At 66.2% G+C, this 24,441-nt stretch carries 24 protein-coding genes and 1 tRNA gene; 9 read left to right on the top strand and 16 right to left on the bottom strand.

Annotated features, from left to right (window positions below):
• Positions 1-78: 78 nt before the first annotated feature.
• From AC2FAN_RS11160 to AC2FAN_RS11145, 4 genes are all read left to right on the top strand, one after another.
• Positions 79-2,565 carry a ligase-associated DNA damage response DEXH box helicase gene (locus AC2FAN_RS11160; protein WP_485174043.1) on the top strand — a complete coding sequence of 829 codons (2,487 nt, stop codon included), beginning with the start codon at positions 79-81 and terminating at the stop codon, positions 2,563-2,565.
• Positions 2,562-3,266, top strand: a complete 705-nt coding sequence (gene pdeM, locus AC2FAN_RS11155; protein ID WP_485174041.1) for a ligase-associated DNA damage response endonuclease PdeM — start codon at positions 2,562-2,564, stop codon at positions 3,264-3,266. The genes AC2FAN_RS11160 and pdeM overlap by 4 nt, the downstream gene beginning before the upstream one ends.
• 112 nt (positions 3,267-3,378) lie before the next feature.
• Positions 3,379-3,453, top strand: a tRNA-Thr gene (locus AC2FAN_RS11150).
• A 148-nt stretch (positions 3,454-3,601) separates the two neighbouring features.
• Entirely contained in the window at positions 3,602-3,991 is a 390-nt protein-coding gene (locus tag AC2FAN_RS11145) for a RidA family protein (protein ID WP_265051984.1), read from the top strand.
• Between the two features lie 57 nt (positions 3,992-4,048).
• Here the strand turns inward: AC2FAN_RS11145 and AC2FAN_RS11140 are convergent, their stop codons facing one another.
• The 10 genes from AC2FAN_RS11140 to AC2FAN_RS11095 form a co-directional block, all read right to left on the bottom strand.
• Positions 4,049-4,660 (bottom strand): ankyrin repeat domain-containing protein, encoded by a 612-nt coding sequence (locus AC2FAN_RS11140; RefSeq protein WP_442865059.1) that lies wholly within the window; start codon positions 4,658-4,660, stop codon positions 4,049-4,051.
• A 208-nt stretch (positions 4,661-4,868) separates the two neighbouring features.
• A complete protein-coding gene (locus AC2FAN_RS11135) occupies positions 4,869-5,759 on the bottom strand; it encodes a DMT family transporter (protein ID WP_265051983.1) in 891 nt (296 codons plus the stop codon).
• Positions 5,756-7,045 carry an ArgE/DapE family deacylase gene (locus AC2FAN_RS11130; RefSeq protein ID WP_265051982.1) on the bottom strand — a complete coding sequence of 430 codons (1,290 nt, stop codon included), beginning with the start codon at positions 7,043-7,045 and terminating at the stop codon, positions 5,756-5,758. The genes AC2FAN_RS11135 and AC2FAN_RS11130 overlap by 4 nt, the downstream gene beginning before the upstream one ends.
• 60 nt (positions 7,046-7,105) lie before the next feature.
• Entirely contained in the window at positions 7,106-8,713 is a 1,608-nt protein-coding gene (locus AC2FAN_RS11125; protein WP_485174038.1) for an ABC transporter ATP-binding protein, read from the bottom strand.
• Positions 8,710-9,546 carry an ABC transporter permease gene (locus tag AC2FAN_RS11120; RefSeq protein ID WP_485174036.1) on the bottom strand — a complete coding sequence of 279 codons (837 nt, stop codon included), beginning with the start codon at positions 9,544-9,546 and terminating at the stop codon, positions 8,710-8,712. The genes AC2FAN_RS11125 and AC2FAN_RS11120 overlap by 4 nt, the downstream gene beginning before the upstream one ends.
• A gap of 154 nt (positions 9,547-9,700) precedes the next feature.
• On the bottom strand, positions 9,701-10,678 hold the full coding sequence (locus AC2FAN_RS11115; RefSeq protein WP_485174034.1) for an ABC transporter permease: 978 nt from the start codon (positions 10,676-10,678) through the stop codon (positions 9,701-9,703).
• A 158-nt stretch (positions 10,679-10,836) separates the two neighbouring features.
• Positions 10,837-12,408: an ABC transporter substrate-binding protein gene (locus AC2FAN_RS11110; RefSeq protein ID WP_476804605.1), complete on the bottom strand. Its 1,572-nt coding sequence runs from the start codon at positions 12,406-12,408 to the stop codon at positions 10,837-10,839.
• Between the two features lie 116 nt (positions 12,409-12,524).
• Positions 12,525-13,319: a bestrophin-like domain gene (locus tag AC2FAN_RS11105; RefSeq protein WP_476804604.1), complete on the bottom strand. Its 795-nt coding sequence runs from the start codon at positions 13,317-13,319 to the stop codon at positions 12,525-12,527.
• 115 nt (positions 13,320-13,434) lie between these two features.
• Entirely contained in the window at positions 13,435-14,040 is a 606-nt protein-coding gene (locus AC2FAN_RS11100) for a helix-turn-helix transcriptional regulator (RefSeq protein WP_476804603.1), read from the bottom strand.
• Between the two features lie 168 nt (positions 14,041-14,208).
• Positions 14,209-14,982: a GntR family transcriptional regulator gene (locus tag AC2FAN_RS11095; RefSeq protein ID WP_476804602.1), complete on the bottom strand. Its 774-nt coding sequence runs from the start codon at positions 14,980-14,982 to the stop codon at positions 14,209-14,211.
• Positions 14,983-15,041: 59 nt separating this feature from the next.
• On the opposite strand from AC2FAN_RS11095, the gene AC2FAN_RS11090 reads away from it, so the two are divergent.
• On the top strand, positions 15,042-16,010 hold the full coding sequence (locus AC2FAN_RS11090; protein WP_485174031.1) for a PfkB family carbohydrate kinase: 969 nt from the start codon (positions 15,042-15,044) through the stop codon (positions 16,008-16,010).
• A 95-nt stretch (positions 16,011-16,105) separates the two neighbouring features.
• Entirely contained in the window at positions 16,106-17,245 is a 1,140-nt protein-coding gene (locus AC2FAN_RS11085) for a helix-turn-helix transcriptional regulator (protein WP_265051974.1), read from the top strand.
• Between the two features lie 148 nt (positions 17,246-17,393).
• Here the strand turns inward: AC2FAN_RS11085 and AC2FAN_RS11080 are convergent, their stop codons facing one another.
• From AC2FAN_RS11080 to AC2FAN_RS11055, 6 genes are all read right to left on the bottom strand, one after another.
• Positions 17,394-18,524, bottom strand: coding sequence for an anhydro-N-acetylmuramic acid kinase (locus AC2FAN_RS11080; RefSeq protein ID WP_476804600.1), 1,131 nt, complete (start codon positions 18,522-18,524; stop codon positions 17,394-17,396).
• 2 nt (positions 18,525-18,526) lie between these two features.
• Complete coding sequence (locus AC2FAN_RS11075; protein WP_476804599.1) at positions 18,527-18,835, bottom strand: DUF1330 domain-containing protein; 309 nt, start codon at positions 18,833-18,835, stop codon at positions 18,527-18,529.
• Between the two features lie 3 nt (positions 18,836-18,838).
• Positions 18,839-19,126, bottom strand: coding sequence for a DUF1330 domain-containing protein (locus tag AC2FAN_RS11070; protein ID WP_038360503.1), 288 nt, complete (start codon positions 19,124-19,126; stop codon positions 18,839-18,841).
• Between the two features lie 37 nt (positions 19,127-19,163).
• Positions 19,164-19,871, bottom strand: coding sequence for an orotidine-5'-phosphate decarboxylase (gene pyrF, locus AC2FAN_RS11065; protein WP_476804598.1), 708 nt, complete (start codon positions 19,869-19,871; stop codon positions 19,164-19,166).
• 201 nt (positions 19,872-20,072) lie between these two features.
• A complete protein-coding gene (locus tag AC2FAN_RS11060; RefSeq protein ID WP_485174027.1) occupies positions 20,073-20,471 on the bottom strand; it encodes a VOC family protein in 399 nt (132 codons plus the stop codon).
• Positions 20,472-20,532: 61 nt separating this feature from the next.
• A complete protein-coding gene (locus tag AC2FAN_RS11055) occupies positions 20,533-20,880 on the bottom strand; it encodes a hypothetical protein (RefSeq protein WP_476804596.1) in 348 nt (115 codons plus the stop codon).
• A gap of 178 nt (positions 20,881-21,058) precedes the next feature.
• Between AC2FAN_RS11055 and AC2FAN_RS11050 the strand changes: the two genes are divergently transcribed.
• From AC2FAN_RS11050 to AC2FAN_RS11040, 3 genes are all read left to right on the top strand, one after another.
• Positions 21,059-21,184: a hypothetical protein gene (locus AC2FAN_RS11050; RefSeq protein WP_265051968.1), complete on the top strand. Its 126-nt coding sequence runs from the start codon at positions 21,059-21,061 to the stop codon at positions 21,182-21,184.
• Between the two features lie 343 nt (positions 21,185-21,527).
• Positions 21,528-23,315: a peptide ABC transporter substrate-binding protein gene (locus tag AC2FAN_RS11045; protein ID WP_485174025.1), complete on the top strand. Its 1,788-nt coding sequence runs from the start codon at positions 21,528-21,530 to the stop codon at positions 23,313-23,315.
• A gap of 588 nt (positions 23,316-23,903) precedes the next feature.
• Positions 23,904-24,440 carry a hypothetical protein gene (locus AC2FAN_RS11040; protein ID WP_476804594.1) on the top strand — a complete coding sequence of 179 codons (537 nt, stop codon included), beginning with the start codon at positions 23,904-23,906 and terminating at the stop codon, positions 24,438-24,440.
• Position 24,441: the final 1 nt, after the last annotated feature.

Genomic DNA, 24,441 nt, shown 5'->3' with positions numbered 1-24,441 from the left:
GGCCGTCTGCGCCCTCGGGGATGACGGCCGCGTCATTCCCCTTTCGTTCTCCCACGCTCCGTCCTATCTCTGGAGTGCATGGCCGCTCCCTCCCCGCTCCCTCCCGCCTTCGAGGCCTGGTTTACTGGGCGCGGCTGGAGCGTGCGGCCGCATCAGCTCGCGCTGCTGGAGGAAGCCCGCGCCGGACGCTCGACGCTGCTGGTCGCGCCGACTGGTGCCGGCAAGACGCTCGCCGGTTTCCTGCCCTCGCTTGTCGAACTCAGCGAACGGACTGGCCGGCATGACGGGTTGCACACGATTTACATCTCGCCGCTGAAGGCGCTCGCCGTCGACATCGCCCGCAACCTCGAAGCGCCCGTGCGCGAGATGGGGCTGCCCATCACCATCGAAACCCGCACTGGCGACACCTCCGCCGCCAAGCGCACGCGCCAGATCCAGCGCCCGCCCGATATCCTGTTGACGACACCGGAGCAGTTGGCGCTCCTCGTCTCGCATCGCGACGCTGCGCCCTTCTTCGCCAACCTTCGCCGCATCGTGCTCGACGAACTGCACGCGCTCGTCACCTCCAAGCGCGGCGACCTGCTCTCGCTCGACCTTGCCAGGCTCAAGGCGCTGGCACCGCAGGTCTCGGCCGTCGGCCTCTCGGCGACGGTGCGCGAGCCCGCCGATCTGCAGCTTTATCTCGGCGGAGCCAAGACGCCCGCCGGGCTGGTCACCGTCGCGGGCGGCGCGAAGCCGCGCATCGGCATCCTCGACACGGAACGCCGCCTGCCTATCGCGGGGCATACGACGCTGCATGCGATGGCCGAGGTCTATGAGGCCATCCGAACGCACAAGCTCACGCTGGTCTTCGTCAACACGCGCATGCAGGCGGAATTCGCCTTCCAGGCGCTATGGAACCTCAACGACGACAACCTGCCTATCGCGCTGCATCACGGCTCGCTCGACGCCCAGCAGCGCCGCAAGGTCGAGGCCGCGATGGCGGATGGGCGCCTCAAGGCCGTGGTCTGCACCGCGACGCTCGATCTCGGCATCGACTGGGGCGATGTCGATCTCGTCGTCAATCTCGGTGCGCCCAAGGGCGCGAGCCGGATGATCCAGCGCATCGGCCGCTCCAACCACCGCATGGACGAGCCCTCCGAGGCGCTGCTCGTGCCCTCAAACCGCTTCGAGCTGCTGGAGTGCCGCGCGGCCTTGGAAGCCGTGCACGAAGCCGCGCAGGACACGCCGCCGCCGCGCCTGGGCGCGCTCGACGTGCTCGCCCAGCACGTCCTCGGCGTCGCCTGCTCGGACGGATTCGAGGCCGACGCGCTCTATGAGGAGGTTCGTACCGCCTCCCCTTATGCCGATCTCGCCCGCGCCGATTTCGACGCCGTCGTCAATTTCGTCGCGACCGGCGGCTATGCACTGAAGAGCTATGAGCGCTTCGCCAAGCTGCGGCAGGACAAGAGCGGCTTGTGGCGTGCGAGCCATGCCCGCGTCATCCAGCAATACCGCATGAATGTCGGCACCATCGTCGAGGCCGCGATGCTCAAGGTCCGGCTCGGACGCGCGCGCACGAGTCGGCCCGGCCGGTCTGCCACGATCACGCGCGGCGGGCGGATTCTCGGCGAGGTCGAGGAGTATTTCGCCGAGACCATGGTGCCGGGCGATACCTTCGTCTTCGCCGGAGAGGTCCTGCGCTTCGAGGGCATCGTCGAGAACGAGGCGGTCTGCTCGCGCGCCGCCGCCGGTACCGATCCGAAGGTTCCCTCCTATAACGGCGGCAAGTTCCCGCTCTCGACCTTCCTGGCCGCGCGCGTCCGCGCCATGCTGGCCTCGCCACATCTCTGGAACACGCTGCCGGAGGAGGTCTCGGCCTGGCTGCATGCGCAGAAGCTGAAGTCACGAGTCCCAAAGCCCGGCGAGCTTCTGATCGAGACCTTTCCACGCGGCGGACGCTTCTATCTCGTCGCCTACCCGTTCGAGGGCCGCCTCGCCCATCAGACCCTCGGCATGCTGCTGACGCGCCGGCTGGAGCGGGCCCGGATGCGGCCGCTCGGCTTCGTCTGCAACGATTACGGCATGGCCTGCTGGACGCTCGCCGATATGTCCGCGGCGATCGCACGCGGCGCTCTCAGCCTCGATGACCTGTTCGCGCAGGATATGCTTGGCGACGATCTCGAGGAGTGGATGGCGGAATCGGCGCTGATGAAGCGCACGTTCCGGGCCTGCGCCATCATCGGCGGGCTGATCGAGCGGCGCTATCCGGGCCAGGAGAAGAGCGGCAGGCAGGTGACGATCTCGACCGACCTGGTCTATGACGTGCTGCGGCGGCACGAGCCCGACCACATCCTGCTCAAGGCCGCGCGCGCCGATGCGGCGACGGGCCTGCTCGACATTCGCCGGCTCGGTGAGATGCTGACACGAATCAGCGGCCGAATCGTTCATCAGCCGCTCGACCATGTTTCGCCGCTCGGGGTCTCCGTGATGCTCGAGATCGGGCGCGAGGCGGTCTTTGGCGAGGCGGCGGACGAGATCCTGGCGGAGGCGGAAGCTATGCTGATCGAAGAGGCGATGGCGTGACGCTGGCACAGCGCATGACAGTGACGGAAGCGGCCTTCATGCTCGGCCGGCTCGCGATCGTGCCCGACATCTCCGGCGCGCTCTGGCTGCCGGAGGAGCGCGCGCTCGTCGTCGCGGACCTGCATCTCGAGAAAGGCTCCGCCTATGCGGCGCGCGGTGTGATGCTGCCGCCCTATGATTCCACGGCGACACTGGCCGCGCTCACTGCTGCGATCCTGCGCCTGCAGCCGCGCTGCGTGATCGCGCTCGGCGACAGCTTTCATGATCGGCAGGCGGAGGAGCGGCTCGCGCCACAGAGCCTGGCTTCGCTGCGCCTGCTGCAGCAAGGCCGCGACTGGCTCTGGATCACCGGCAACCACGACCCCTCGATCAGCGCCCGCGTCGGCGGCGAGAGCGCGGCGGCGATCGCGCTTTCCGGCGTGACGCTGCGCCACGAGCCCGATCCGGACGAGGACGGATATGAGATCGCCGGCCATCTGCACCCCGCCGCCAAGGTGAGGATGCGCGGCCGGGGCCTGAGACGCCGTTGCTTCGCGCTGTCGCCACGCCGTTGCGTGATGCCGGCAATGGGCGCTTATGCCGGTGGCCTCAACCTGCGGGACGCAGCCTTCCGCCCCTTGTTCCGCGAAGGCCTGAGCGCGCATCTGCTCGGCGATGGCCGACTCTTCCGGATCGATCCACGATTATTGCTGCCGGATTGAGAGAGCGGGTTGCGCCCGCCCCGCGCATGTGGCATCAGGGCGCCGCTTCGGAACGACGCCCAGCGCCCGCAACCGCCTCAGAGCGACAGCGATGCGCCCGGCCGCCGGACCTGCTGCGGTAGCTCAGTGGTAGAGCACTCCATTGGTAATGGAGAGGTCGAGAGTTCAATCCTCTCTCGCAGCACCAGCCTCTCCTATCTCGCATTCCTGTATTCGAGCGCCGCAGGGCAGGTCTTATACGGCTGTGGCGGCCGAGCCTGGGCTGCCTTTTCCCGGCGTAAAGACGATCTCCATCTTTTGCCGCCACATGGCGGGAAACGACGACGGAGCTCGCCATGCCCAAACGCATCATTTCCTCGGACCGCGTCTACAAGGGCCGGCTGCCCTTCGCACAGGCGACAGTCGCCGGCGATTTCATGTTCGTCTGCTGCATCGGCACCGACCGGGACGGCAAGCTCGCCGTCGGCGATCCGCGGCGCCAGACCCAGCAATGCATCGACAACATCAAGGCGCTGCTCGAAGAGGCCGGCGGGAACCTCGCCGATGTCGTCAAATGCACCGTCTACGTCACCGACCGCGCTTATTGGGAACCGATGAACGAGGTCTATTTCGCCAATTTCGGGGAAGCCTCACCGCATCGGGTGTCCTGCATCGTCAACGGCCTCGGCTCGCCGGACTGTATCGTCGAGATCGATGCCACCGCCTATCTCGGCGAGAAGGCCTGAAAGGCCCGGCGGCGCGCCTTCAAGGCGGATAGACACGTAGCCGGTCTTCGTTTGCGCTCAGCGGGCACCGGCCGCGCGCAACATCTGCTCGATCTTGGCATAGCCGCGGCTGCGGGCATGCCGGAGCGGGGTGACGCCGTCGCGATCGGCCAGGTTCACATCGGCTCCGGCGGCGATCAGGTCCTTGACGATCTGCTGATGCGCCGGCCCTCCGTCACTGAGGATGATCGCCTCGAGCAGCCCGGTCCAGCCGAGATTGTTGACGTGGTCGACGGCCACGCCGGCCGCGAGCAGCGTGCGCACCGTCTCGACATGGCCGCGCTCGCAGGCCGGGATCAGCGCCGTGCCGCCATAGCGATTGGTGCTCTTCAGATCGGCTCCGTGAGACAGCGTCAGCTTGAGGATGGCGAGATGGCCGCTCGCGCCGGCATAGAGGTATGGGCTGTCGTTGATGGCGTCCTTCGCGTTGACGTCCGCTCCCGCCTCGATCAACGCCCTGGCGGCGTCGATGCGGTTTTCATGTGTGGCGACGAGAAGCGCCGTGCGGCCGCGCGCGTCGCGCCCGTCGATGGCGGCGCCACCGGCGAGAAGGCGCTTGATCGCCCCGACATCGTCGCGGGCCGCAGCGGCATGGAGGCTGGTGGCGGTCATGGTCTGTCCGAAGGCCATCTGCGGGCAGAATGCCAGCAGGAAAAGAAAAGCGACGATCTGCGACGGTTTGGACAATCCTTGTCCCCCTGGATGCGCGGACGGCATCGCGATGCGAGACGACGCCACCTTCAAATAGAACGTCACCCTTCATCCCAAAATTAAATATCCGGATGCTCTCCAGTGGCTTTGCGAATGGAGCACGCTGGCCGCAAGCTCGCTCTGTCCATCAGGCGCGGCGAGCCGGGATCATAATCGCGCCGGATGCCGCGACCACCAAAGCGAGTCCGAGCCAGTCTGTCGGCGTCGGCCGCTCGCCTAGCAGCAGCACCGAGCCGAGCACGCCGATGGCCGGAACCATCAGCGTGCCCAGGCTGGCGATGCCAGCCGGCAGCCGCGCCACCACCGTGAACCACAGGAAATAGGCTAGCGCCTGTGCGCCGACGATGTGGAAGCTCAGCGCCGCCAGCACGCGCGGCGAGAGCAACTTCGGCACGGGCACGCCCTCGAAGACGAGCATGCCGACACCGGCGACGAGGCCGCCGATCAGCAATTGCCAGGCGGCGATCGTCAGGGCCGGGGCAGAGACCGGCCAGCGCTTGGTCACGATCGTGCCGAGCGCCCAGCTCACCGCCGCGAACAAGGCGAGCATCAGGCCGAAGGAGAGCTGGCCGGCGGCGATCAGCGGCAGGCCGAGGCAGAGCAGGCCGGCGATGCCCAGCGCGAGACCGGCGAGACGCCTGGCGTCGAACGCTTCGCCAAGGACGAGGCGGGCGAGCAGCGTCGCCCAGATCGGCATGGTGAAGGTCAGGATCGCGGCGCGCGATGTCGGCGCCGCGAGCTGCGCGAAGGCGAGCAGCACATTGAAGGCCGCGATCGAGAGAATGCCGGCGACAACGAGGCGCAGCCATTGTCCGCGCGGGACGGCGAGCGGCACGCCGCGCGCCAGGGCGACCGCGACGAGCACGAGGCCAGCGAAGCTCATGCCGGCAGCACGCAGAGTCCAAGGTGCGATCTCAGTGAGCGAGATGCGGACCGCGGGCCAGTTGAAGCCCCAGAGCAGCCCGAGCAGCGGGACGAGCAGCAGCGCCCGGCTCGGGCCGAGCCCCGGCCCGGTCAAGCTTCGAGGCTTTCGAGCCCGCACCATTCGGCGACGAAGAGCGCCATGGTGCCGGTGATGCGCTTCAGCGAGGCGAGGCTGACACGCTCGTCGAAGGCGTGGATGTTCTCCGAGATCGGGCCGTAGCAGAGCGCCGGGACCTTGTCGTAGAGCGCATAGACGCGGGTATCGAGATAGCCCGCCGTCATGAAGCTCTTCAGCGGCTGGCCGGTCGCGGCGGTATGGGCGCGACCAAGCACGGCCTCGGCTTCGCTGCCGGGCTCCAATACGTAGCCTTCCGCGTAGAAGCCGTTGAAGCCGACGCGTGGCGGGTTGTTGGCCAGGAACTTGTCGTTGCGGGCAAAGGCCAGCACGCAGGCCTCGATCCGCTTGGCCAGTTCCTCGGCGCTGACGCCGGGATAGAGGCCGATGCGGCAATCGAGCCGGCACCAGCACGGCACGGAGGAGGCCCAGTCGCCGCCCTCGATCTTGCCGACGTTCAGGTTGATCGGATGGGCGACATCCTCGAAATGCGGCCGGCCCACCTTCTCGCGGTTGAGCTCCTCTTCCAGCTCGCGCAGCGCAGCGATCACGCGATAGGCCGCGTCGATCGCGTTGGCGCCGGCGCCCATCTCGCGCACATGCACCGGCTTGCCGCGCACCTCGACCTGGAACCAGAGCACGCCCGTATTGGCGCGCACCAGCATCTCTTCCTCGGGTTCCGGGATCAGCACGGCATCGGCACGATAACCGCGCAGATGCGTCATCAGCGCGCCGTTGCCGGTCGATTCCTCCTCGACCACCGACTGCACATACACGGTCGCGGCCGGCTGCATGCCGATGCGCCTGAGCGCATCGAGGCAGGCGAGGTTGGCCGCGTGGCCGGCCTTCATGTCGGCGCCGCCGCGGCCATAGAGCCAATCGCCCTCGATGACGGGATCGAAGGGCGGATGCGTCCATTGATCGGCCGGGCCGGTCGGCACCACGTCGACATGGGCCTGGAGGATGAGGGAGCGGCCCTTCTCCTCGCGCGGATGGTGAATGCCGACGACGATCGGCGCATCGGAATGCGTATCCGAGAAAGGCGCGCCGCCGGGATGGGCGGCGATCGCCTCGCGGTCCATGGCGAAGCGGTCCATGGTGAAGCCGCGCTGCTTCAGAGCGCGGAAGACGAAATCCTGGACCGTGTGCTCCTGCCCGCGCACGGAGCCGAAGCGGATGAGCTCCTGCGTATAGGCAACCTGCTGGTCGAAGCCCGCCTCGACGGCGGCCAGGATCTTGTCGCGAAGGGCGGGATCGAGCGGCATGGGCAGGCTCCGGCGCAGGGTGTCGCGGCCCGGACGATCCCAGCCGCGACGATATCTCGATTAGTGCCCGAAGCGCCCGCCGCCCGGCACTGCCGCCAGCAGCTGCCGCGTATACTCGTGCTGCGGGTCGGCGAAGAGTGCGGCGGTCGGGCCGGTCTCGACGATGCGCCCGCGCTGCATCACCGCGATGCGGTCGCAGATCTGTGCCGCGACGCGCAAATCGTGGGTGACGAAGAGAATGGCGAGGCCGAGCCGGGCCTGGATATCCTTGATCAGCTTCAGGATCTGCGCCTGCACGGAGACGTCCAGCGCCGAGACCGCCTCGTCCGCGACCAGCACGTCAGGCTCGAGCGCGAGCGCCCTTGCGATGCCGACGCGCTGACGCTGGCCGCCGGAGAATTCATGAGGATAGCGATCGATCGCATTGGCGGAGAGGCCGACGAGCTCCAACAGCTCCTTCGCCCGCGCCAAGGCCTCCCGGCGCGACGTGCCATGGGCGACGGGGCCGTCCGAGATGATGCGGCCGACCGTCTGGCGCGGGTTGAGCGAGGCGAAAGGGTCCTGGAAGACCATCTGGATGCGCTTGCGCTGGCGGCGCAATTCGCGCGCGCTCAACTCGGAGAGCACGAGATCGCCGAGCGCGATACGGCCGCGATCCGGCTCGATCAGGCGCAAACAGCAGCGCCCGACGGTCGATTTGCCGGAACCGGACTCGCCGACGAGGCCGAGCGTCTCGCCGCGGACCAGCGAGAAGGAGATGTCGTCGGCCGCCTTGACCTCGCGCGCGACGCCGAAGAACGAGCGCTTGCGATAGGTCTTGCCCAGCCCTTCGACGCTGATGACCGGCGCGGTGTCCGGCAACGGCGGGAGCTGCGCCGGCGTCAGCGAGGGCACGGCGGCGAGCAGCTTCTGCGTATAGGGATGCCGCGGGGCGCCGAGCACCTGATCGGCGGTGCCCTCCTCGACCAGCACGCCCTTCTCCAGCACGGCGATGCGGTCGGCGATCTCGGCGACGACGCCCATGTCATGGGTGATGAAGAGCACGGCGGTGCCGTGGCGGTGGCGCAGATTGTCGATGAGCTTGAGGATCTGCGCCTGCGTCGTCACGTCAAGCGCCGTGGTCGGCTCGTCGGCGATCAGGAGCTTGGGCTCCAATGCGAGCGCCATCGCGATCATGACACGCTGGCGCTGGCCGCCGGATAGCTCGTGCGGATAGGCCTTGGCCAGGCGCGGCGGATCGGGCAGGCCGACCTCGGTCAGCAGATCGATGGCGCGGGCCCGGCGCGTCGCCCGGTCGTGCAGGCCGTGGGCCTCGAAGGTCTCGACGATCTGGTCGGAGATGCGCATGACCGGGTTGAGCGAGGTCATCGGCTCCTGGAAGATCATGCCGACCTCGCGGCCGCGCACATCCTGCATCGCCTGTTCGTCGAGTGCGAGGAGATCGCGACCGGCGAGCTTGATCGCTCCGGCGACGGGCTTCACCGCCTTGGGCAGCAGGCCCATCACGGCATGCGCGATCATCGACTTGCCGGAACCGGATTCGCCGACGACGCAGAGCGTCTCGCCCGGCTGGATGACGAGCGAGATGTTCTCGACCGCGTGGGCGCGATCGGCCATGGCCGGCAGCGCCAGCGTCAGCGCTTCGATGGAAAGTGCGGGAGCGGTCATTCGCGCCCCCGTGCCAGGCGCGGATTGAGCGCGTCGTTCAGCCCCTCGCCGGCGAGGTTCAGCGCCAGCACCGTCAGGAAGATCGCGAGCCCCGGAAAGAAGCTGATCCACCAGGCGTCGAGCAGGCGGGTGCGGCCGGCGCCGACCATGTAGCCCCAGCTCATCAGGTTGGGATCGCCCAGCCCGAGGAAGGAGAGCGAGGATTCGAGCAGGATCGCCGAGCCGATCATCAGCGAGCCCATGACGATGATCGGTGCGATGGTATTGGGCAGCACCTGGCTGAAGATGATGCGCGGGGTCGACTGGCCGATGGTGACGGCGGCCTGGACATATTCGCGTGATCTCAGCGAGAGCACCTCCCCTCGCACCAGCCGCGCCACCGGCGGCCAGCTCACCACGCCGATGGCGAGCACGATCGAGCCGAGCTGCGGCTGCAGGATCGCGACCAGCACGATGGCGAGCGCGAAGGAGGGAATCGTCTGGAAGAACTCGGTGAAGCGCATCAGCGCATCGTCGACGAAGCCCCCGGCATAGCCGGCGGCGGCGCCGAGCGGCACGCCGATCACCAGCGCAACCAGCGTCGAGACCACACCGATCATCAGCGACACGCGCGCGCCATGGACGAGGCCGGCGGCGAGGTTGCGGCCGAGCGTGTCGGTGCCGAGCGGGAAGCGCTCCATGGTGAAGGGCGCGAGGAAGGGCCGCGCCACCGGGCGCCATGGCGATTGCGGATAGAGCGTCGGCGCCAGGATCGCGAAGGCGACCACGGCGAGCAGGATGGCGATGCCGATGACGGCGCCGCGATTGCGGACGAAACGCTTGAGGAAGTTCATCGCGACCTGCCTCCAGAGCCTTCGTCCTGAGGAGCGCCGCAGGCGCGTCTCGAAGGATGATCCAGCGTGTTCCGGAGCCTTCTGAAGCATCCTTCGAGACGGCCCTGACGGGCCTCCTCAGGATGAGGGCTGAGGAAAACCGACATGAAGGCCATCATGCGTTCGCCTCGATGCGCGGATCGGCGATCCGGTAGACCAGATCGGTGAGGATGTTGAAGCCGACGACCATGGCCGAGGAGATGAAGAAGACGCCGAGCAGCACGGAATAGTCGCGCTGCACCAGCGCATCGAACATCAGCCGGCCGATGCCCGGCCAGGCGAAGACGGTCTCGGTCAGCACGGCGCCGCCGACGAGCTGGCCGGCCTGCAGACCGGCAAGCGTCACCACCGGCAGGATGGCGTTGCGCGCGACGTGCCGGCGCCAGACGCGGGATTGCGAGACCCCCTTGGCGCGGGCCGTCTTGACGAAGTCGGCACCGGCCACCTCCAGCATCGAGGCGCGCATCATCCGGGCATAGAGCGCGGTGAAGAACAGGCCGAGCGTCAGCGACGGCAGGATAAGGTGCTGGGCGATGTCGAGCGCCCGCGCCAGGCCGGTATAGTTCGCGCCGATGGTCTCATAGCCGACATTGGGGACGAGGCCGAGCTTCAGCGAGAAGACGATCTGGCTCATCAGGGCGATCCAGAACAAGGGCGTCGCGTAGAAGATCAGGGCCAGCGTGGTGATCAGGCTGTCGGACCATTTGCCGGCCCGGCGCGCGGCGAGCGCGCCCATAGCCGTGCCGACAACGAGCGAGACGAGGAAGGCCGCCCCCGTCAGCAGCAGCGTCGCCGGCAGGCGTTCCATGATCAGGCTCAGCACCGGCTGCTGCTGGCGATAGCTGAAGCCGAGATCAAAGGTGAGATAGCCCTTCAGATAGATCCAGAGCTGCGTCAGGAAGGGCTGGTCGAGGCCGAAGCGGGCGCGCAGCTGCTCGAGGAGCTGCGCATCGGCGGCCCCGGCCTCGCCGGCGAGCACCTGCGCCGGATCGCCCGGCGCGGCGCGGATCAGCAGAAAATTCAGCACGGCGATCGCGAAGAGCACGAGAACGCCCTTCACGAGCCGGCCGGCGAGGAATTGTGCGAGATTCATAGGGTCTGGTCTTCAGCTCTCGATCCTGCTCGCCGGTCATCCCGGGCGGAGCGAAGCGAAGACCCGGGATCCATGCCGGAATGGTTCAGGCATGGACCCCGGATCAGCGCGACTTCGTCGCTTGTCCGGGATGACGGCTCCGCTGCGAACCTTCCCCGTCACTCCTTCCAGGCGTCGCGGAAGCCGTCGTTCACGCCGATGCCGGTGGTGACGAGGTTCTTGACGTTGCAGCGATAGATGGTCGGGAAGTCCATCTCGAGCAGCCAGAGCACCGGCACATCCTCGACCAGGATCTTCTGGACCTTGGTGTAGAGCTCCTGCCGCGCCGCATCGGTCGATGCGATCGCGGCTTCCGCGAAGAGCTTGTCGACCTCGGGGTTCACATAGGCGCCCTGGTTGCCGAACGGATTGCCCTTGACGATGTTGGTCGAGATATAGTTCCGGGCGACGCCGATCGCGGGGTCGCCGAGCTGGTAAAGGAAGTTGAAGGTCAGGTCGAAATCGCCGTTCGAGGCCTTCTGGGTCCAGCCGGGAACATCGGTCGTCTCGATCGCGACGTTGATGCCGGCATCGGCGAAGTTCTGCTTGATCGCCTCGGCCCAGCGGCTCCAGGTCTCGCCATAGGGCAGCGCCAGGATCTTGAGCGGCTCGCCCTTGTAGCCGGAGGCCTTGATCAGCTCCTTCGCCTTGGCGACGTCGTAAGTGTATTTCGGGACATCGGCCGAATAGAACCTCGTCTTCGATGAGATCGGGCCGGTCGGCAGCTTGCCGAGTCCATCCCAGACCACATCCTTCCCGAAGTCGCGATCGATCGCGTACATCATGCCCTGGCGGAACTGCTTGTTGGCGAGCGGCCCGCCCTTGGCGATGTTCACGGTGAGCCAGGCATGGGGTGCAAACATCTCCCAGCCCTTGGTCGTCACGCAGCTGTTGGGCAGCTTGGCGAGGCGCTTGACGTCGTAGACATCGACCGATCCGCCGGTCAGCACATCGACCTTGCCCGTCTCGTAGGCAACCGCGCGCGCGGCTGCATCGGGAATGATCTGCCAATAGATTTCGTCGAGGCTCGGCTTGTCCTTCAGCCAGTAGTCCTCGTTCCGCACGAGGTGGATGTAGGAACCCTTCTTCCATTCCTTGAGCTTGTAGGGGCCGGTGCCGATCGGCGTGTTGTTGGCCGGGTTCGCGCGATAGTCGCTGCCGTCATAGATATGCTTCGGGATCATCGGCGCGGAGGCGACCTCCTGCGTCATGACCATCGGGCCGAAGGGCTGCTTCAGCGTGATCTTGACGGTGAAGTCGTCGACCTTCTCGATCTTGTCGACCTGGGCGTTGACGATCGGGCGCCAGCGCGGATGGACGTCGCGCAGGAACTTGTCGAGGGTGAAGACGACGTCGTCGGCGGTGAAGGGCTTGCCGTCATGCCACTTCACGCCCTCCTGGAGCTTGAAGGTGTAGACCTTGGCGTCCGCAGAGACCTCCCAGCTCTTGGCGAGCGAGGGCTGTGGATTGAGCTTCTCGTCATAGCGCAGCAGCGATTCGTAGATGTTGCCCGCGACCATGTTGGTCGGGCCGTTCTGATTGAGGCCCTGCATCAGCATCGGCGGCTCGGGCTGGACCACGACATGGACCGTGCCGCCCTTCTTCGGCGCCTGGGCCTGCGCCACGCCGAGCGCAAGGAGCGACGCCGCCAGCGCCAGCCCTAATTTCAACCCCGTCATCCTGCGCGTCATCTGCCTGTCCCCTGCCTCGTATCGAGATCGTATCGTTTGTATCGTGTCGCGTAAGCGATGCCATCGCACCCGATCATACGTCTCTTGGCAAGCTCCGCGCCAACAGAACCAGCAGGTCAGCGGATCATGCTCGCCAGGGCATCGCGCATCGAGGTGCTGGGGATACCGAACAACCCCGCATAGTGCGTCTCGAGATCGGTGATCACGAACATCACCGTCGAGATCGAGACGATGCCGATGGCCAGCATGATCGCCGCGAGGCGCTTGGGCGGGATCTGCAGGCCGAAACTCAGGAAAACCAGCATCAGCCAGAAGGTCAGGATGCTTGAGAACAGCGGCGAGACGGGGCCACGGACGTCCTCGATCACATCCCAGCGTCGCTGCTGGAGTTGCAGATAGGCCGACCGGCATTCGGCGGCGAGATTGACGTGGAGCGTATCGGCGGGCGACAGGCCGTTGATCGTGCGGCCGATGCGGTTGACCAGCGCGCTGAGCGACATGTCCTCGCCTTCACGGGCCATGGCGGCGGTGTCGGGATAGGACACCCCGGTCGGCTTCGGCTCCCGGGGCCATGTGCTGGCGATGACCGCGGCGGTGTAGCTTCGCAGGTCGAGACGGATGGGCGCGGCATCCGGGCCGTAGCTGCGCAGGCATTCGTCGAGCTGCGCGAGCTGGGCCGCATCGGCGTTGCGATCGCGATAGGCCTTGTCGAAAGCCGCCTTGACGTTGGAAAGCTGGAGGCTGAGCACCAGCGCCGCGAAGGTGACGAGAAGGCTCGTCACCAGCCGCAGGGCCTCCATGGTGCGCTCTGACAGATGCTCTTCCGGCAGCCAGCCGCGCAGCTTCACGCCGAAGAAGGCGCTTGCGCTCAGCAGGGCGCAGAAGGTGAGGGCCGCCAGCGTCTCAGCCATGGTCGCGGTCGCTCCGGACGGTGCGGGCGCCCGCACATCGGCACAGAGGGCTGCCGATGACGAACCGTGTCAATATCGAGCGCCAGCGAGATCGCCCGCCCTTGAGCGAATCCGCTCAGCGGGCCTCCTCGACATAGGTCGCGACGAAGCGGACGAGCTCGCTCTGGCGGGCCGTTCCCGTCTTGGCGAAGAGGCGCTGAAGGTGGGTGCGTGCGGTTGTCGGGGCGATGCCGAGCCGCTTGGCGGCGATGATGGTGTCGAGCCCTTCGACCATGAGCGCCAGCATGCGCTCCTCCGTCGGCGTCAGCCCGCAGGCCTCGCTGACCTCCGCCACCTTGCGCTCAATCGCGCTTTCGGGGTCGTCCACCGTCAGGACAAACAGCTCGATGCTCGCCAAATGCACGGCATCGATCGCGACCTGGCGCCCGCAGCGCAGGGCGAGCGGCAGGCGCGTCTCCCCGGCCACGGCGCCCGCCCGGCAACGCTTCATCCAGACCTGGAGACGCGCCATGAAATCCTTGTCGCAGGCCGTGAAGCGATCCGTATCGCCAAGGCCGTCGCAGGCGAGCGCCGCCGCGCCGCGATTGCCGAAACGCATGTTCAAGCCGGCATCGATGACAAAGACGGGTTTCGAGGCCGTCTCCGCGTCTTCCGGCATTTCCCGGCGCGGTGGCGGCGGCGTGTAGGGAGCCCTGCCGATGATCGAAACATGGAATGACATCGCAATACCCATCCCTGCAATCCTTGGATCGCCGCGTATCCGATGCGGGGAAAGCCCCGGAGATGCGCCTCGATTTCCATTCGTCGCGCGGAGGCGCGGAACGGTTCAAAGCCCTTGCAGATTTTGGAATGGGATTGGCTTCACGCAGGGGTAACCACGCCGGCCGGTTCAGACCTTCAGCGCGAGCCGGTAAGTGTAGGTATCGCCCCGGAACAACCCCTCGACATATTCGAGCATCTCGCTCTCGGCGCCATAGCTGCGTCGCTTGATCAGCAGGCAGGGCACCGGCTGCCGGAAACCGAAGATCGTGCATTCCTCTTCGGTCGGCGCGGCGGCTTCGATGGTCTGGTCGCAGCGCATCAGCGGATGGCCGAAACCGGCGAGCGTGGCATAGACCGAGCCCGTCAGGTCGGCCTTGGCCAACTCCGGCGCGCGCTCGAGATTGTACCAGGCGACCTCGCGCGACATCGGGATGCCGTCGCCGGAGCGCACGCGGACGAGCTTCAGGAAGCTCGCGTGAGACGTCTCCCCGAAGATCGAGGCGATGGAACGGTCGTTGACCACCGCACGCTCCAGAATCAGTGAGGACGGCACCCGGCCAAGCTCGCGCATTTCCTCGGTGAAGCCCTTCAGCCGGTCCATGCCGGAATGCAGCCGAGGCCCCGGCCCCTGCACGATCGAGCCCAGACGTCCCTGCGCACTCAACAATTTACGCTGTCGCAGCGTATTATAGGATCGTTGTACGGTGGTGCGGCTGATGCTGAGCCGTTCGGCGAGTTCGCGTTCGGCCGGAAGGGTCATGCCGGGCGGCAGGACTCCATCGCCGATCAGTCGCGCCAACTGATCCTCAAGCTGCTGATAAAGCGGCTTGGCGGTATCGCTGCGCAGTTCCAGAAGCTCCTGGAACGGCCGCTTGGGAATTGGAGGCTTAGGCGCTGTCATCGGTTGCATGATCGTGACACAACCCGCGTAGCAGTTCGTGGCTAGGAAAATCAAACCCTATGCTCGATAAGTCGATCTTCGTTCTCGGAAGCTTCGTCCTCGCCTGCTCGGCGAAGGTCGGGCGTTTTCCTCGCCCGGGCGAATCCATCACCGCCGAGCGGGTGACCATCGAGCCCGGCGGCAAGGGTATGAACCAGGCCATCATGGCGCGCCGTCTCGGTGTCGCCGTCGATGGGCTGATGGCGGTAGGCGACGATCTTGCGGCCAGCTTCGCCGTCCCGGCGCTGGAGCACGCCGACCTGCCGGAGACCATGCTCGTGCGCATCGCGGGCCAGACCGGGAGCGGCGTCGCCTTCATCGATGCAGCCGGCGAGACCAGCCTCGCCATCGCCTCCGGCGTCAATCTGGCCCTTTCGGCCGCCCATGTCCGGGAGAAGGCGCGGGCAATCGAGGGCGCGGCTCTGGTCGCAGCCCAGTTCGAGATCGCGGACGCGCCGATCCGCGAGGCCTTCGCCCTGGCGCAGCGCGCGGGCGTGCCGACCCTGCTGAACCCCTCCCCCTTCCGGACGATCCACGACGATATCCTGGGCTCGACCTCGATTCTCATCGTCAACGAGACCGAAGCCCGCGGCCTCGCGGCGATGTTCGGCTGGGATGAGGATATTGCAACACCCCCGCGCTTCATCGCTGAACTGGGCCCGGCGATCCTGGAACGCGGCCCGGGGCTCGTTGTGCTGACCCGCGGCGCGGCAGGCGCCATTGCGGTCATGGCGGATGCCGAGCCTGTTCTGCAGCCCAGCTTTCCCGTCGATGCGATCGACACGCTCGGCGCCGGCGACGCGTTTGCCGCGACGCTCGGTGTCCGCCTGGCCGAGGGCCTGCCGCTGGCCAAGGCGCTACGCGATGCCGCCGCCGCCGGCGCGCTGACGACAACACGGCACGGCGTCTTCGATGCCCTGCCTTCGTCCGACGAGATCGCCGCCGTCACCGATTTCCAGACCAGCTCGATCGCGCAGAAAAGCGCGTAAAAGTTTGGATTGTTTTTGGACTTTTCGTCACCCGCCCATACTGCTAACCTGCGCGCCGCACGATCGTGCCGGATATACGAGAGCTGGGGGCATTCATGGCGCATCCGGATGTCGACACCGTCATGACCGCGATCGACCAGTTGCTGGCCGGCGCCATGGACGAGGAGCAGATGCCGGTCGCCGCCGAGACGATGCGACGGCTTTTCAATGGCTCGAAAGCCTGCTTCGCCAGCATAGGCCCCGATCCGGAAGACTGGGCCGCCTATGCCACCCATCACGACGCAGCCTTGCAGGAACATTGCTTCGGCGAGCTGGCGTCGGAATTTGTCGAGATGGGCATGGCGCTGCGCGGCATCCCGCTCGGGGAGGTCTACCGGGATCATCAGGTCTACGGCATCGAGCCCCTGCGATGCTCGCGCGTCTGGCAGGAGTGGATGCGCCCGCAGGACATGTATGGCGGCATGGCCTGCCGCCTGGCCGAGAAAGGGCAGGCCTTCTGGTTCTTCGACGTGCAGCGCGGCCGCAACCAGGACGGCTTCGACAACGAGGACGCCGCACTGCTGCGCAAGCTCTATCCGGTGCTGCGGCGTGTCGCCGAGCTGCGTCGCCATATCGGCCGCGTCAAGGTCCAGCGCGACGAGGCGCGCGGTGCGCTCGACCGGCTCGCGCTGGGCATCGCGGTCCTCGATGCGGAACTGCGGATATCCTATGCCAATGAAGGTGCCGACGAGATCCTGGCCGAGCCCGACGGGGCGATCGGCCTGCGTCAGGGCCGCCTCTTCGCCCGGCAGCCGGGCGATCAACGCCGCCTGCGGCAGTTGATCGACGGCGCGCTGCGAAGCGCCCACGATCCGCTCGCCAACCATCACGCGAGCATGATCCTGCATGGCAGCGACGGCGGTCATTCGCTTTCGGCCTGCGTCATGCCTGCGGCTCCATCCCCTGCGCTCCCCCGATCGCATGGCCAGATCATGATCGCGCTCAGGCGCTTGGAGACGGCGACCGACATCGTCGCCTGCACCCGCCAGCTCTTCGATCTGACCGATACCGAAGCAAAATTTGCATCCGCCCTCGCAAGCGGGTCATCTCTGACGGAAGCGGCCGATATCCAGGGCGTCCGAATCTCGACCGCACGCACGCATCTGGCGCGGATCTTCCAGAAGACCAACACCCGCCAACAAAGCCAGCTCGTCTCGCTGCTGCGTAGCGCGGTCCTGCCTCTTCAGCCGCGCTGAGTTCCGTTCCAGCCGGACAAGGGCCGACGGAACGATGTCCCCCCACAGGACGGCGAAGTTCTCCGCTTCGCCCTCCACCCGACAATGAGCTTAGGCCGAGCTGGCCGGCCTCCTCATCCTCCAAATGACGGAGATATGACAACTGAGATCAGGCGCGCGCCGCCGGCTGGTGGAGTTCACCTCCCGTCATCGGCTGCGGCACCCCGGTGGTGGAAGGCAGGCTGAGCGGCAATCCCTTGACCGAGCGGATCGCGAAATAGGCGAAGATCTGCGCCTCCAGCGCATCGCCATTCCAGCCCACAGTCTCGACCGGTTCGATCGGGACACCGAGACGCTCACCGAGCCGTGTCATGAAATGCCGGTTGAGCCGCCCGCCCCCACCGACGAGCCAACGCTTCGGAGGGCGAGGTACGTGGCGCAAAGCCGCAACGAGGCTCTCGATGGTGAAGGCGGAAAGCGTGGCCGCACCGTCGGCATCGGAGAGCCCCTCGACGACCTGGGCACGACGATGGAAATCGTTGCGATCAAGCGATTTCGGCGCCGGCCGATCGAAGAAGGGATTGGCCATGAAGCCGGCGACGAGATCGTCATGGACGCGCCCGCTCCTCGCCAGCGCACCGTCCGCATCATAGGGCCGTCCGAGCCGGCGCAGCACGAAATCGTCGAGGATCGCGCTCGCCGGGCCAGTGTCGAAGGCGACGACGGTGTCGCCATCGATATAGGTGACGTTGCCGACGCCGCCGAGATTCAGCACCATCACCGGCTGCTCCAGCCTTTGCGCCAGCGCACGGTGATAAAGCGGCGCGAAGGGCGCGCCCTCGCCGCCAGCCGCGACATCGGCGTGGCGGAAGCGGTCGACGGCGGGAATTCCGAGCGCATCGGCCACCGCCTGCCCATCGATGAGCTGGCGGGTGAAGCGCCGTTCCGGGCGATGGTAGATCGTCTGGCCATGCAGGCCGATGAGATCGATCCCCGCCCAGTCGAGGCGATGATCGGCGACATAGCTGCGGATCGCGGCGAGATGATCGGCCGTGACGCCAGCTTCGAGTTCGCCCAGCGGCTCGGCCGAGGCGCGCTCGGCATCGGCGATGACGGCCTGTAGCGCCCGGCGCGTCTCATCGCGATAGGGATAGGAAGCACCAGCGCCGAAGGAGACGGCGTCGCGTCCGTCGCTCGTCACCAGCGAGACGTCGATGGCGTCCATCGAGGTGCCGCTGATCACGCCGATGGCGGTCAGCGTCTCCTGCGCGAGATCACGCTCAAGGCCGGCGCCGGGCAAGGCTATTCGCCCGGCTGGGGGCCTTCATAGCCGCCGATGATGATGAGGTCGGATTTGCCGGCGGCGCTCAGATGCTTGATCGCCTCCTGATATTCGGGCGAGGCATAGCAGGCACGCGCCGTCGCCTCGTCCTTGAATTCGATGACGACGTTGTGCTTGCGACCTTCGCCGCGGGCGAGCTTGTATTCGCCGCCGCGGACGATGAACTTCGCACCGTATTTGGCGAAGGCGACGGCGTTCAGGGAACGATAGCGACCATAGGCCTCCTCGTTCTCGACATCGACGCGCGCGATCCAGTAGCCTTTCGCCATCGGTCAGGCTCCCTCGACCGCGACGAGATCGATTTCGCCGGCGCCCTCGCGCAGCTTGCGGGCCTCGGCATATTCCGGCGAGAACAAGTAGGCTCGCGCCGAAGCGAAATCGTTGAACTCGATGACGACGTTGCGGGCGCGCCCTTCGCCTTCGCCGACGGTCATCTGGCCGCCGCGCACGATCGGCGTGCCGCCATAGATCTTCATCACCTCGGAAGATTTGGCGGCGTAGGCCGCCCATTTGGTCGCGTCGGTGACCTTGGCGCGGCCGATGACATATCCCTTGGGCATGGTGCAGTCCGTTGGCTGAATCGGGTCGGGGCGGAGCTTACGAAGCCGCGACGATCTCGTCCATGACCGCGCCCGCCGCCGCACGCGGGTCTGCCGCGCGGATGATGGGACGCCCGACGACGAGATGATCGGCGCCGACGCGGATCGCCTCGGCCGGGGTCAGGGTGCGCTTCTGGTCGCCGACGGCGCTGCCGGAGGGGCGGATGCCGGGCGTGACGATGACCATGTCGGGCCCGATGACCTCGCGCACGATCGCCGTCTCGGCGGCCGAGCAGACGATGCCGTCGATGCCGGCCGTGCGCGCCTGCTCGGCCCGCAGGCGCACGAGATCGCGCACCGCGAGCCCGTAGCCGGCATCCCGCAGGTCGCTATCGTCATATGAGGTCAGCGCGGTGACCGCGAGCAGCTTCAATTCGGCATCGCCGCGTCCCTCGACGGCGCCGCGCATGGTCTGCGGATAGGCATGGACGGTCAGGAAGGTGACGCCGAGCTTGGTCAGCGAGTCGACGCCTTCGGTCACCGTATTACCGATGTCGTGCAGCTTGAGATCGAGGAAGACGTTCTTGCCTTCGGCGACCAGCTGGCGCGCGAGATCAAGCCCGCCGGCGAAGGCAAGGCGATAGCCGATCTTGTAGAAGGTGACGCCGTCGCCAAGCGTCGAGACGAGGCGGTAGGCGTCCCAGACGGTCGGCACGTCGAGAGCGACGATCAGGCGGTCGCGGACATCGTTGATCTTCTGCATCATCAACCGGCTCCCTGAGTTTCGAGGGAAGGCGCATGATTCGAAGCGGGATGCAAGGCGTCCCGCGGCAGGCGCCGAGCCTCGCGCGCCACGCGGCACACCGCTCCGCGGGCACGAGGCGGCCCGAAGGGACAGCGGCCCGGAAGGGTGGAGATCAATCGGAACTGCGCGGGCAGTTGCGGCCAGACGTCCGGCTACGCCGCGTCACGCGGGTGCGTTGAAAACAGCCTCGAGATGATGGCCGTCCAGGTCGACGACGAAAGCCGCGTAATAATGCGGCCCGTAATGCGGTCTCAGGCCGGGCGCACCGTTATCCGTGCCCCCTTGCCCGAGCGCCGCAGCGTGAAACGCAGCGACGCTTTCCTGATCGGGTGCCGCGAAGGCCAGATGGAAACCCGGACCCGGCGGCTTCTGATCGCCGGGGCGGTGCTTCAAAGCGAGCTTGTCGCCTCCGCCATGCGAGCCGTAGCCCACAGCCTGCCCGGCCTCGCCAGGGCGAAGATCGGACCAGACCCTGACATACCCCAGCGGCGCCAGGGCCGCGTCATAGAACGCAGCAGCACGCTCGATGTCGGAAACCCCGAGAGACAGATGATGCAGCATGAACGCGCTAAGAGCTGGAGGGGATCAAGCGTATCCCGGCAGCGGCAGTGTCTCTACGAGATCACCAGCGCTCGTAGCTACGACGATAGCCATAGCCAGGGCGCGGCCCATAACCCGGACGCGGACCATAGCCCGGACGGGGACCATAACCATAGCCGGGCCGCGGACCGTAGCCACGCCCATGTCCGTATCCACCGCGACCGTACCGCTGCTGGCGCGCGGTTTCCTGCATCATCATGAGCCGGCGCTCCTTGGCGGCGGTCATGCTGTACTCGACAGGCTGCTGATCGAGACCGGCGGCCATGTTCGCGGGCAAGGCTTGGGCATCGGCGGTCGTGGGCGAGGCAATTGCAGCACCGGCGATCGCCAACGCACCGACCAAGCTCGCGAAAAACGTCTTACGATTCATCTCACATCCAATCTTCAAGGCCGCGTTGCGGCGAACCGCACCAACTTAGCCATAGCTGGATTGTTCCAACGTTACTGGCAACCCGTCCATGCCGCCCGCACCTTGTGCACTGCAGCATAAATCTCCATATTCCCCCCGCCCAAGGCACCCTCCCTCACAACTTGAAAGGAGAGATTTGATGCTGGAACGGCACGATTCCGACTGCGCTGGCGAGAAGAAGAGCGAGCATCGGGACGATCGCGAGGAACAGGCGGACGACAAGGAGTTCTCGCCTCGCGCCTATCAACAAGGCTTCTGGAGCTAGGCTCAGATGACAAGAGCGGAGGGCTGACCGGCCCTCCGCCAACGTGCCGGGCAAGAGGAGCCCGCGCTATCCCAGGCATGGCCCTCGTCCACCTGCTGGCCTGCAGGCAGAAGCTAAAGTCTCGCGACTTGTGAGCAATGACATCTATGGAAAGTGGGTGTCCGCCATGCGCAGCGAGCAACCCTACCATTCTCCTCAACCGCCTTAAGATGGGCTTAAGGTCGCGGCTCGTACGAGGTGAGTCGCCACCAAGGCGTTAACTTGCCTTGGACCGAGTAAAAACAAGGCTGATACTGATCTATTTCTTGATCGATATTTAGCCGACGCAATGCGAAGGTCTGTTATGAGCAGTCAGTATATTCAGGGAATGGTCGATAATCTGAAGGGCGGGCGCCTGTCGCGACGCTCTTTCATCCAGAGGATGGCGGCATTGGGCATCACGGCCCCGATCGCGAGCCAGATCCTGGCCTGGAACGATGTCGCGATGGCGAACGCCACGCTCGAATACAAGCCGACCAAGGCCGGCGGCGGCGGGCCGCTGAAGATGCTGCTCTGGCAGGCGCCGACGCTGCTCAACCCGCATTTCGCCTCGGGCACCAAGGACCAGATCGCCTCGCGCGTCTTCTTCGAGCCGCTGGCCGGCTGGGACAAGGAAGGCAACCTCGTGCCGCAGCTCGCCGCAGAGGTTCCCAGCAAGGCCAATGGCGGTCTCTCGGACGACGGCACCACCGTCATCTGGAAGCTGAAGCCGGGCGTGAAGTGGCATGACGGCAAGCCCTTCACCGCCGACGACGTGGTCTTCACCTGGGAATACGCCGCCGATCCGGCGACCGCCGCCTACACCTCCGGTGCCTACAAGGACATCAAGGTCGAGAAGGTCGACGATCTCACCGTCAAGGTGATCTTCGCCAAGCCGACGCCCTTCTGGGCCGATCCCTTCGTCGGCGTCGCCGGCATGATCATCCCGAAGCATCATTTCGGCGAGTACAAGGGCGCAAAGTCGCGCGAGGCTCCGGCCAACCTGAAGCCCGTCGGCACCGGCCCCTACAAGTTCGCCGACTTCAAGCCGGGCGACATCCTCACGGGTACGCGCAACGAAGACTACCACGTCAAGAACCAGCCGCATTTCGACACGTTCGAGATCAAGGGCGGCGGCGACGCAGTCTCGGCGGCGCGCGCCGTGCTGCAGACCGGCGAATACGACTATGCCTGGGATACGCTGGTCGAAGACGAGGTCCTCAAGCGCATGGAGACCGGCGGCCGCGGCAAGATCAGCGCAGCCCCTGCCGGCGACATCGAATTCATCACCCTGAACACGACCGATCCGTGGACGGAAGTCGACGGCGAGCGCTCGAGCATCAAGACCAAGCACCCGACGCTGTCCGATCCGGCCGTTCGCCAGGCGATCAACCTGCTGATCGACCGCGACTCGATCCAGAAGTTCATCTATGGCCGGGCCGGCACCGCGACGGCGAGCTTCGTCAACGAGCCCAAGCAGTTCAAGTCGCAGAAGCTGAAATACGAGTTCAGCATCGACAAGGCCAACAAGATCCTCGACGACGCCGGCTGGAAGAAGGGCGCCGACGGCATCCGCGAAAAGGACGGCAAGAAGCTCAAATACGTCTACCAGACCTCGATCAACGCCCCGCGCCAGAAGGTCCAGGCCATCATCAAGCAGGCCTGCCAGCGCGCCGGCATCGATATCGAGCTCAAGTCGGTCACCGCTTCGGTGTTCTTCTCGTCGGATGTCGCCAACCCCGACACCTACACCAAGCTCTATGTCGACATGGAGATGTACACGACGACCCAGCCCCAGCCCGATCCGGAGCGCTTCCTCAACCAGTTCGTTTCCTGGGAAGTCGCCAACAAGGAGAACAAGTGGCTGGGCCGCAACGTCTCGCGCTACACCGATCCGGCTGCCGACGAGGCCTACAAGGCCGCGCAGAAGGAGCTCGACCCGGCCAAGCGCGCTGAGCTGCTGATCAAGGTCAACGAGATCTTCTGCGAAGCCAACGTCATCCTACCGGTGCTGTCGCGGAAGAAGGTCGTCGCTGCGGCGAACACCCTCTCGCATGACCACAGCGGCTGGGACGTCGATACCTGGAATCTTGCTGCCTGGTATCGCAGCTAACTCTCGGACAGCCCTCGCGGAGAGAAATCTCCATGAGGGCTCGCCGATAAGACATTGCCCCGCCAGCGCATGCCGGCGGGGCATTTTCATGCGTGGAGACGGTACGCACTCGAACAGCGCCGCCAAACCACCTGGCGATGCGAAAAGCGCTGCTCCCGACGAGCTTCCCGGCCTATCGCCCTTTTCCCTGGCCCGCGGCAGACGGGACCGGCTGCGCGATATGTGCCGGAAACTGCACCGAGACCGCTCCGACGATCACGACGAGGCCGATAACCGCGAGCCAAAGCCAAAAATCCAGCGGTGGTTTCTTGCGAATGGGCATGTCCTAGGAAGCCCGGACCGCAGCGGGTTGTTCCCCACAAAATGAATTCCCAGCGCTGAGAATGCCCCCTCGGGCAGGGCTCGAACTTTGGCGATGGCGTGGCGGAACCTGGGCAGGTTTTTGCCGTTATCGACCAGAGACACAGGAGGCGGCGATGGGCATTCTTGAAATCAGCATGATGTTGGCGTGCGCTTCAGCGATCGGCTTTTATATCGCCGACCGGGAAGATTGACGCTCGGCCAGCACGCCGAAGCAAGGACGCACGGATGCTCGCCGCATCTCTGCGGCGCCTGCCGGTTCGTCATTCGACCGGCGTGCACTCCATCCGAACGCGTTCGCCCGGCTGGCTCGCGGTCTGGCAGTTGACCCTAGCCGGCAGAAGCGGCGACGCCGTCGGCGGCGACACCACCGGAGCGGCCGCCGCAGCCGGGATCACCACGGCAGCAGGGACGATTGCGGGCGCGGGCGTCACCGGACGAGCGCGCGATGACGCCAATTGCGGCACAGGGACGGCAGGTTTCGGCTTTGGCGGCTTCCGCAGCTCCGGGGCTGCCGCCTGCTGCTCCACAGGCTCGACCGCCGGAAGCGGGTCCTGCGCGGTGATGACCACCGGCGGAGGTTGTTCGGGGGACGAGCGCCAGGGCGTCCATGAACTCAGCCGGGTAAAGGCTTCCATGGTCGGCCGGGTGATCGTCTCAGCAGTCGGCATCGACTGCATGCAACCGGAAAGCGCAACGCCGAAAAAGCACACGGCTGCGCGGTTCGGGATCGACAGCATCTTCGCCGCTCCTGCTGTAGATTGAT

The organism is Allobosea sp. RIT-PG3_2 (genome assembly GCF_057321085.1).
The sequence above is the reverse complement of the archived record's forward strand: the minus strand, read 5'-3'. Positions and strand labels throughout refer to the sequence as shown.

Coding starts and splice junctions, on each gene's coding strand:
- AC2FAN_RS11050 (WP_265051968.1), top strand. CDS start 21,059: ATGCTGGAACGGCACGATTCCGACTGCGCTGGCGAGAAGAAGAGCGAG.
- AC2FAN_RS11085 (WP_265051974.1), top strand. CDS start 16,106: ATGGCGCATCCGGATGTCGACACCGTCATGACCGCGATCGACCAGTTG.
- AC2FAN_RS11090 (WP_485174031.1), top strand. CDS start 15,042: ATGCTCGATAAGTCGATCTTCGTTCTCGGAAGCTTCGTCCTCGCCTGC.
- AC2FAN_RS11095 (WP_476804602.1), bottom strand. CDS start 14,982: ATGACAGCGCCTAAGCCTCCAATTCCCAAGCGGCCGTTCCAGGAGCTT.
- AC2FAN_RS11055 (WP_476804596.1), bottom strand. CDS start 20,880: ATGAATCGTAAGACGTTTTTCGCGAGCTTGGTCGGTGCGTTGGCGATC.
- AC2FAN_RS11140 (WP_442865059.1), bottom strand. CDS start 4,660: ATGGCCTTCGGACAGACCATGACCGCCACCAGCCTCCATGCCGCTGCG.
- AC2FAN_RS11115 (WP_485174034.1), bottom strand. CDS start 10,678: ATGAATCTCGCACAATTCCTCGCCGGCCGGCTCGTGAAGGGCGTTCTC.
- AC2FAN_RS11045 (WP_485174025.1), top strand. CDS start 21,528: ATGAGCAGTCAGTATATTCAGGGAATGGTCGATAATCTGAAGGGCGGG.
- AC2FAN_RS11120 (WP_485174036.1), bottom strand. CDS start 9,546: ATGAACTTCCTCAAGCGTTTCGTCCGCAATCGCGGCGCCGTCATCGGC.
- AC2FAN_RS11070 (WP_038360503.1), bottom strand. CDS start 19,126: ATGCCCAAGGGATATGTCATCGGCCGCGCCAAGGTCACCGACGCGACC.
- AC2FAN_RS11100 (WP_476804603.1), bottom strand. CDS start 14,040: ATGTCATTCCATGTTTCGATCATCGGCAGGGCTCCCTACACGCCGCCG.
- AC2FAN_RS11130 (WP_265051982.1), bottom strand. CDS start 7,045: ATGCCGCTCGATCCCGCCCTTCGCGACAAGATCCTGGCCGCCGTCGAG.
- AC2FAN_RS11060 (WP_485174027.1), bottom strand. CDS start 20,471: ATGCTGCATCATCTGTCTCTCGGGGTTTCCGACATCGAGCGTGCTGCT.
- AC2FAN_RS11125 (WP_485174038.1), bottom strand. CDS start 8,713: ATGACCGCTCCCGCACTTTCCATCGAAGCGCTGACGCTGGCGCTGCCG.
- pyrF (WP_476804598.1), bottom strand. CDS start 19,871: ATGATGCAGAAGATCAACGATGTCCGCGACCGCCTGATCGTCGCTCTC.
- AC2FAN_RS11040 (WP_476804594.1), top strand. CDS start 23,904: ATGCTCGCCGCATCTCTGCGGCGCCTGCCGGTTCGTCATTCGACCGGC.
- AC2FAN_RS11145 (WP_265051984.1), top strand. CDS start 3,602: ATGCCCAAACGCATCATTTCCTCGGACCGCGTCTACAAGGGCCGGCTG.
- AC2FAN_RS11075 (WP_476804599.1), bottom strand. CDS start 18,835: ATGGCGAAAGGCTACTGGATCGCGCGCGTCGATGTCGAGAACGAGGAG.
- AC2FAN_RS11110 (WP_476804605.1), bottom strand. CDS start 12,408: ATGACGCGCAGGATGACGGGGTTGAAATTAGGGCTGGCGCTGGCGGCG.
- AC2FAN_RS11160 (WP_485174043.1), top strand. CDS start 79: ATGGCCGCTCCCTCCCCGCTCCCTCCCGCCTTCGAGGCCTGGTTTACT.
- AC2FAN_RS11105 (WP_476804604.1), bottom strand. CDS start 13,319: ATGGCTGAGACGCTGGCGGCCCTCACCTTCTGCGCCCTGCTGAGCGCA.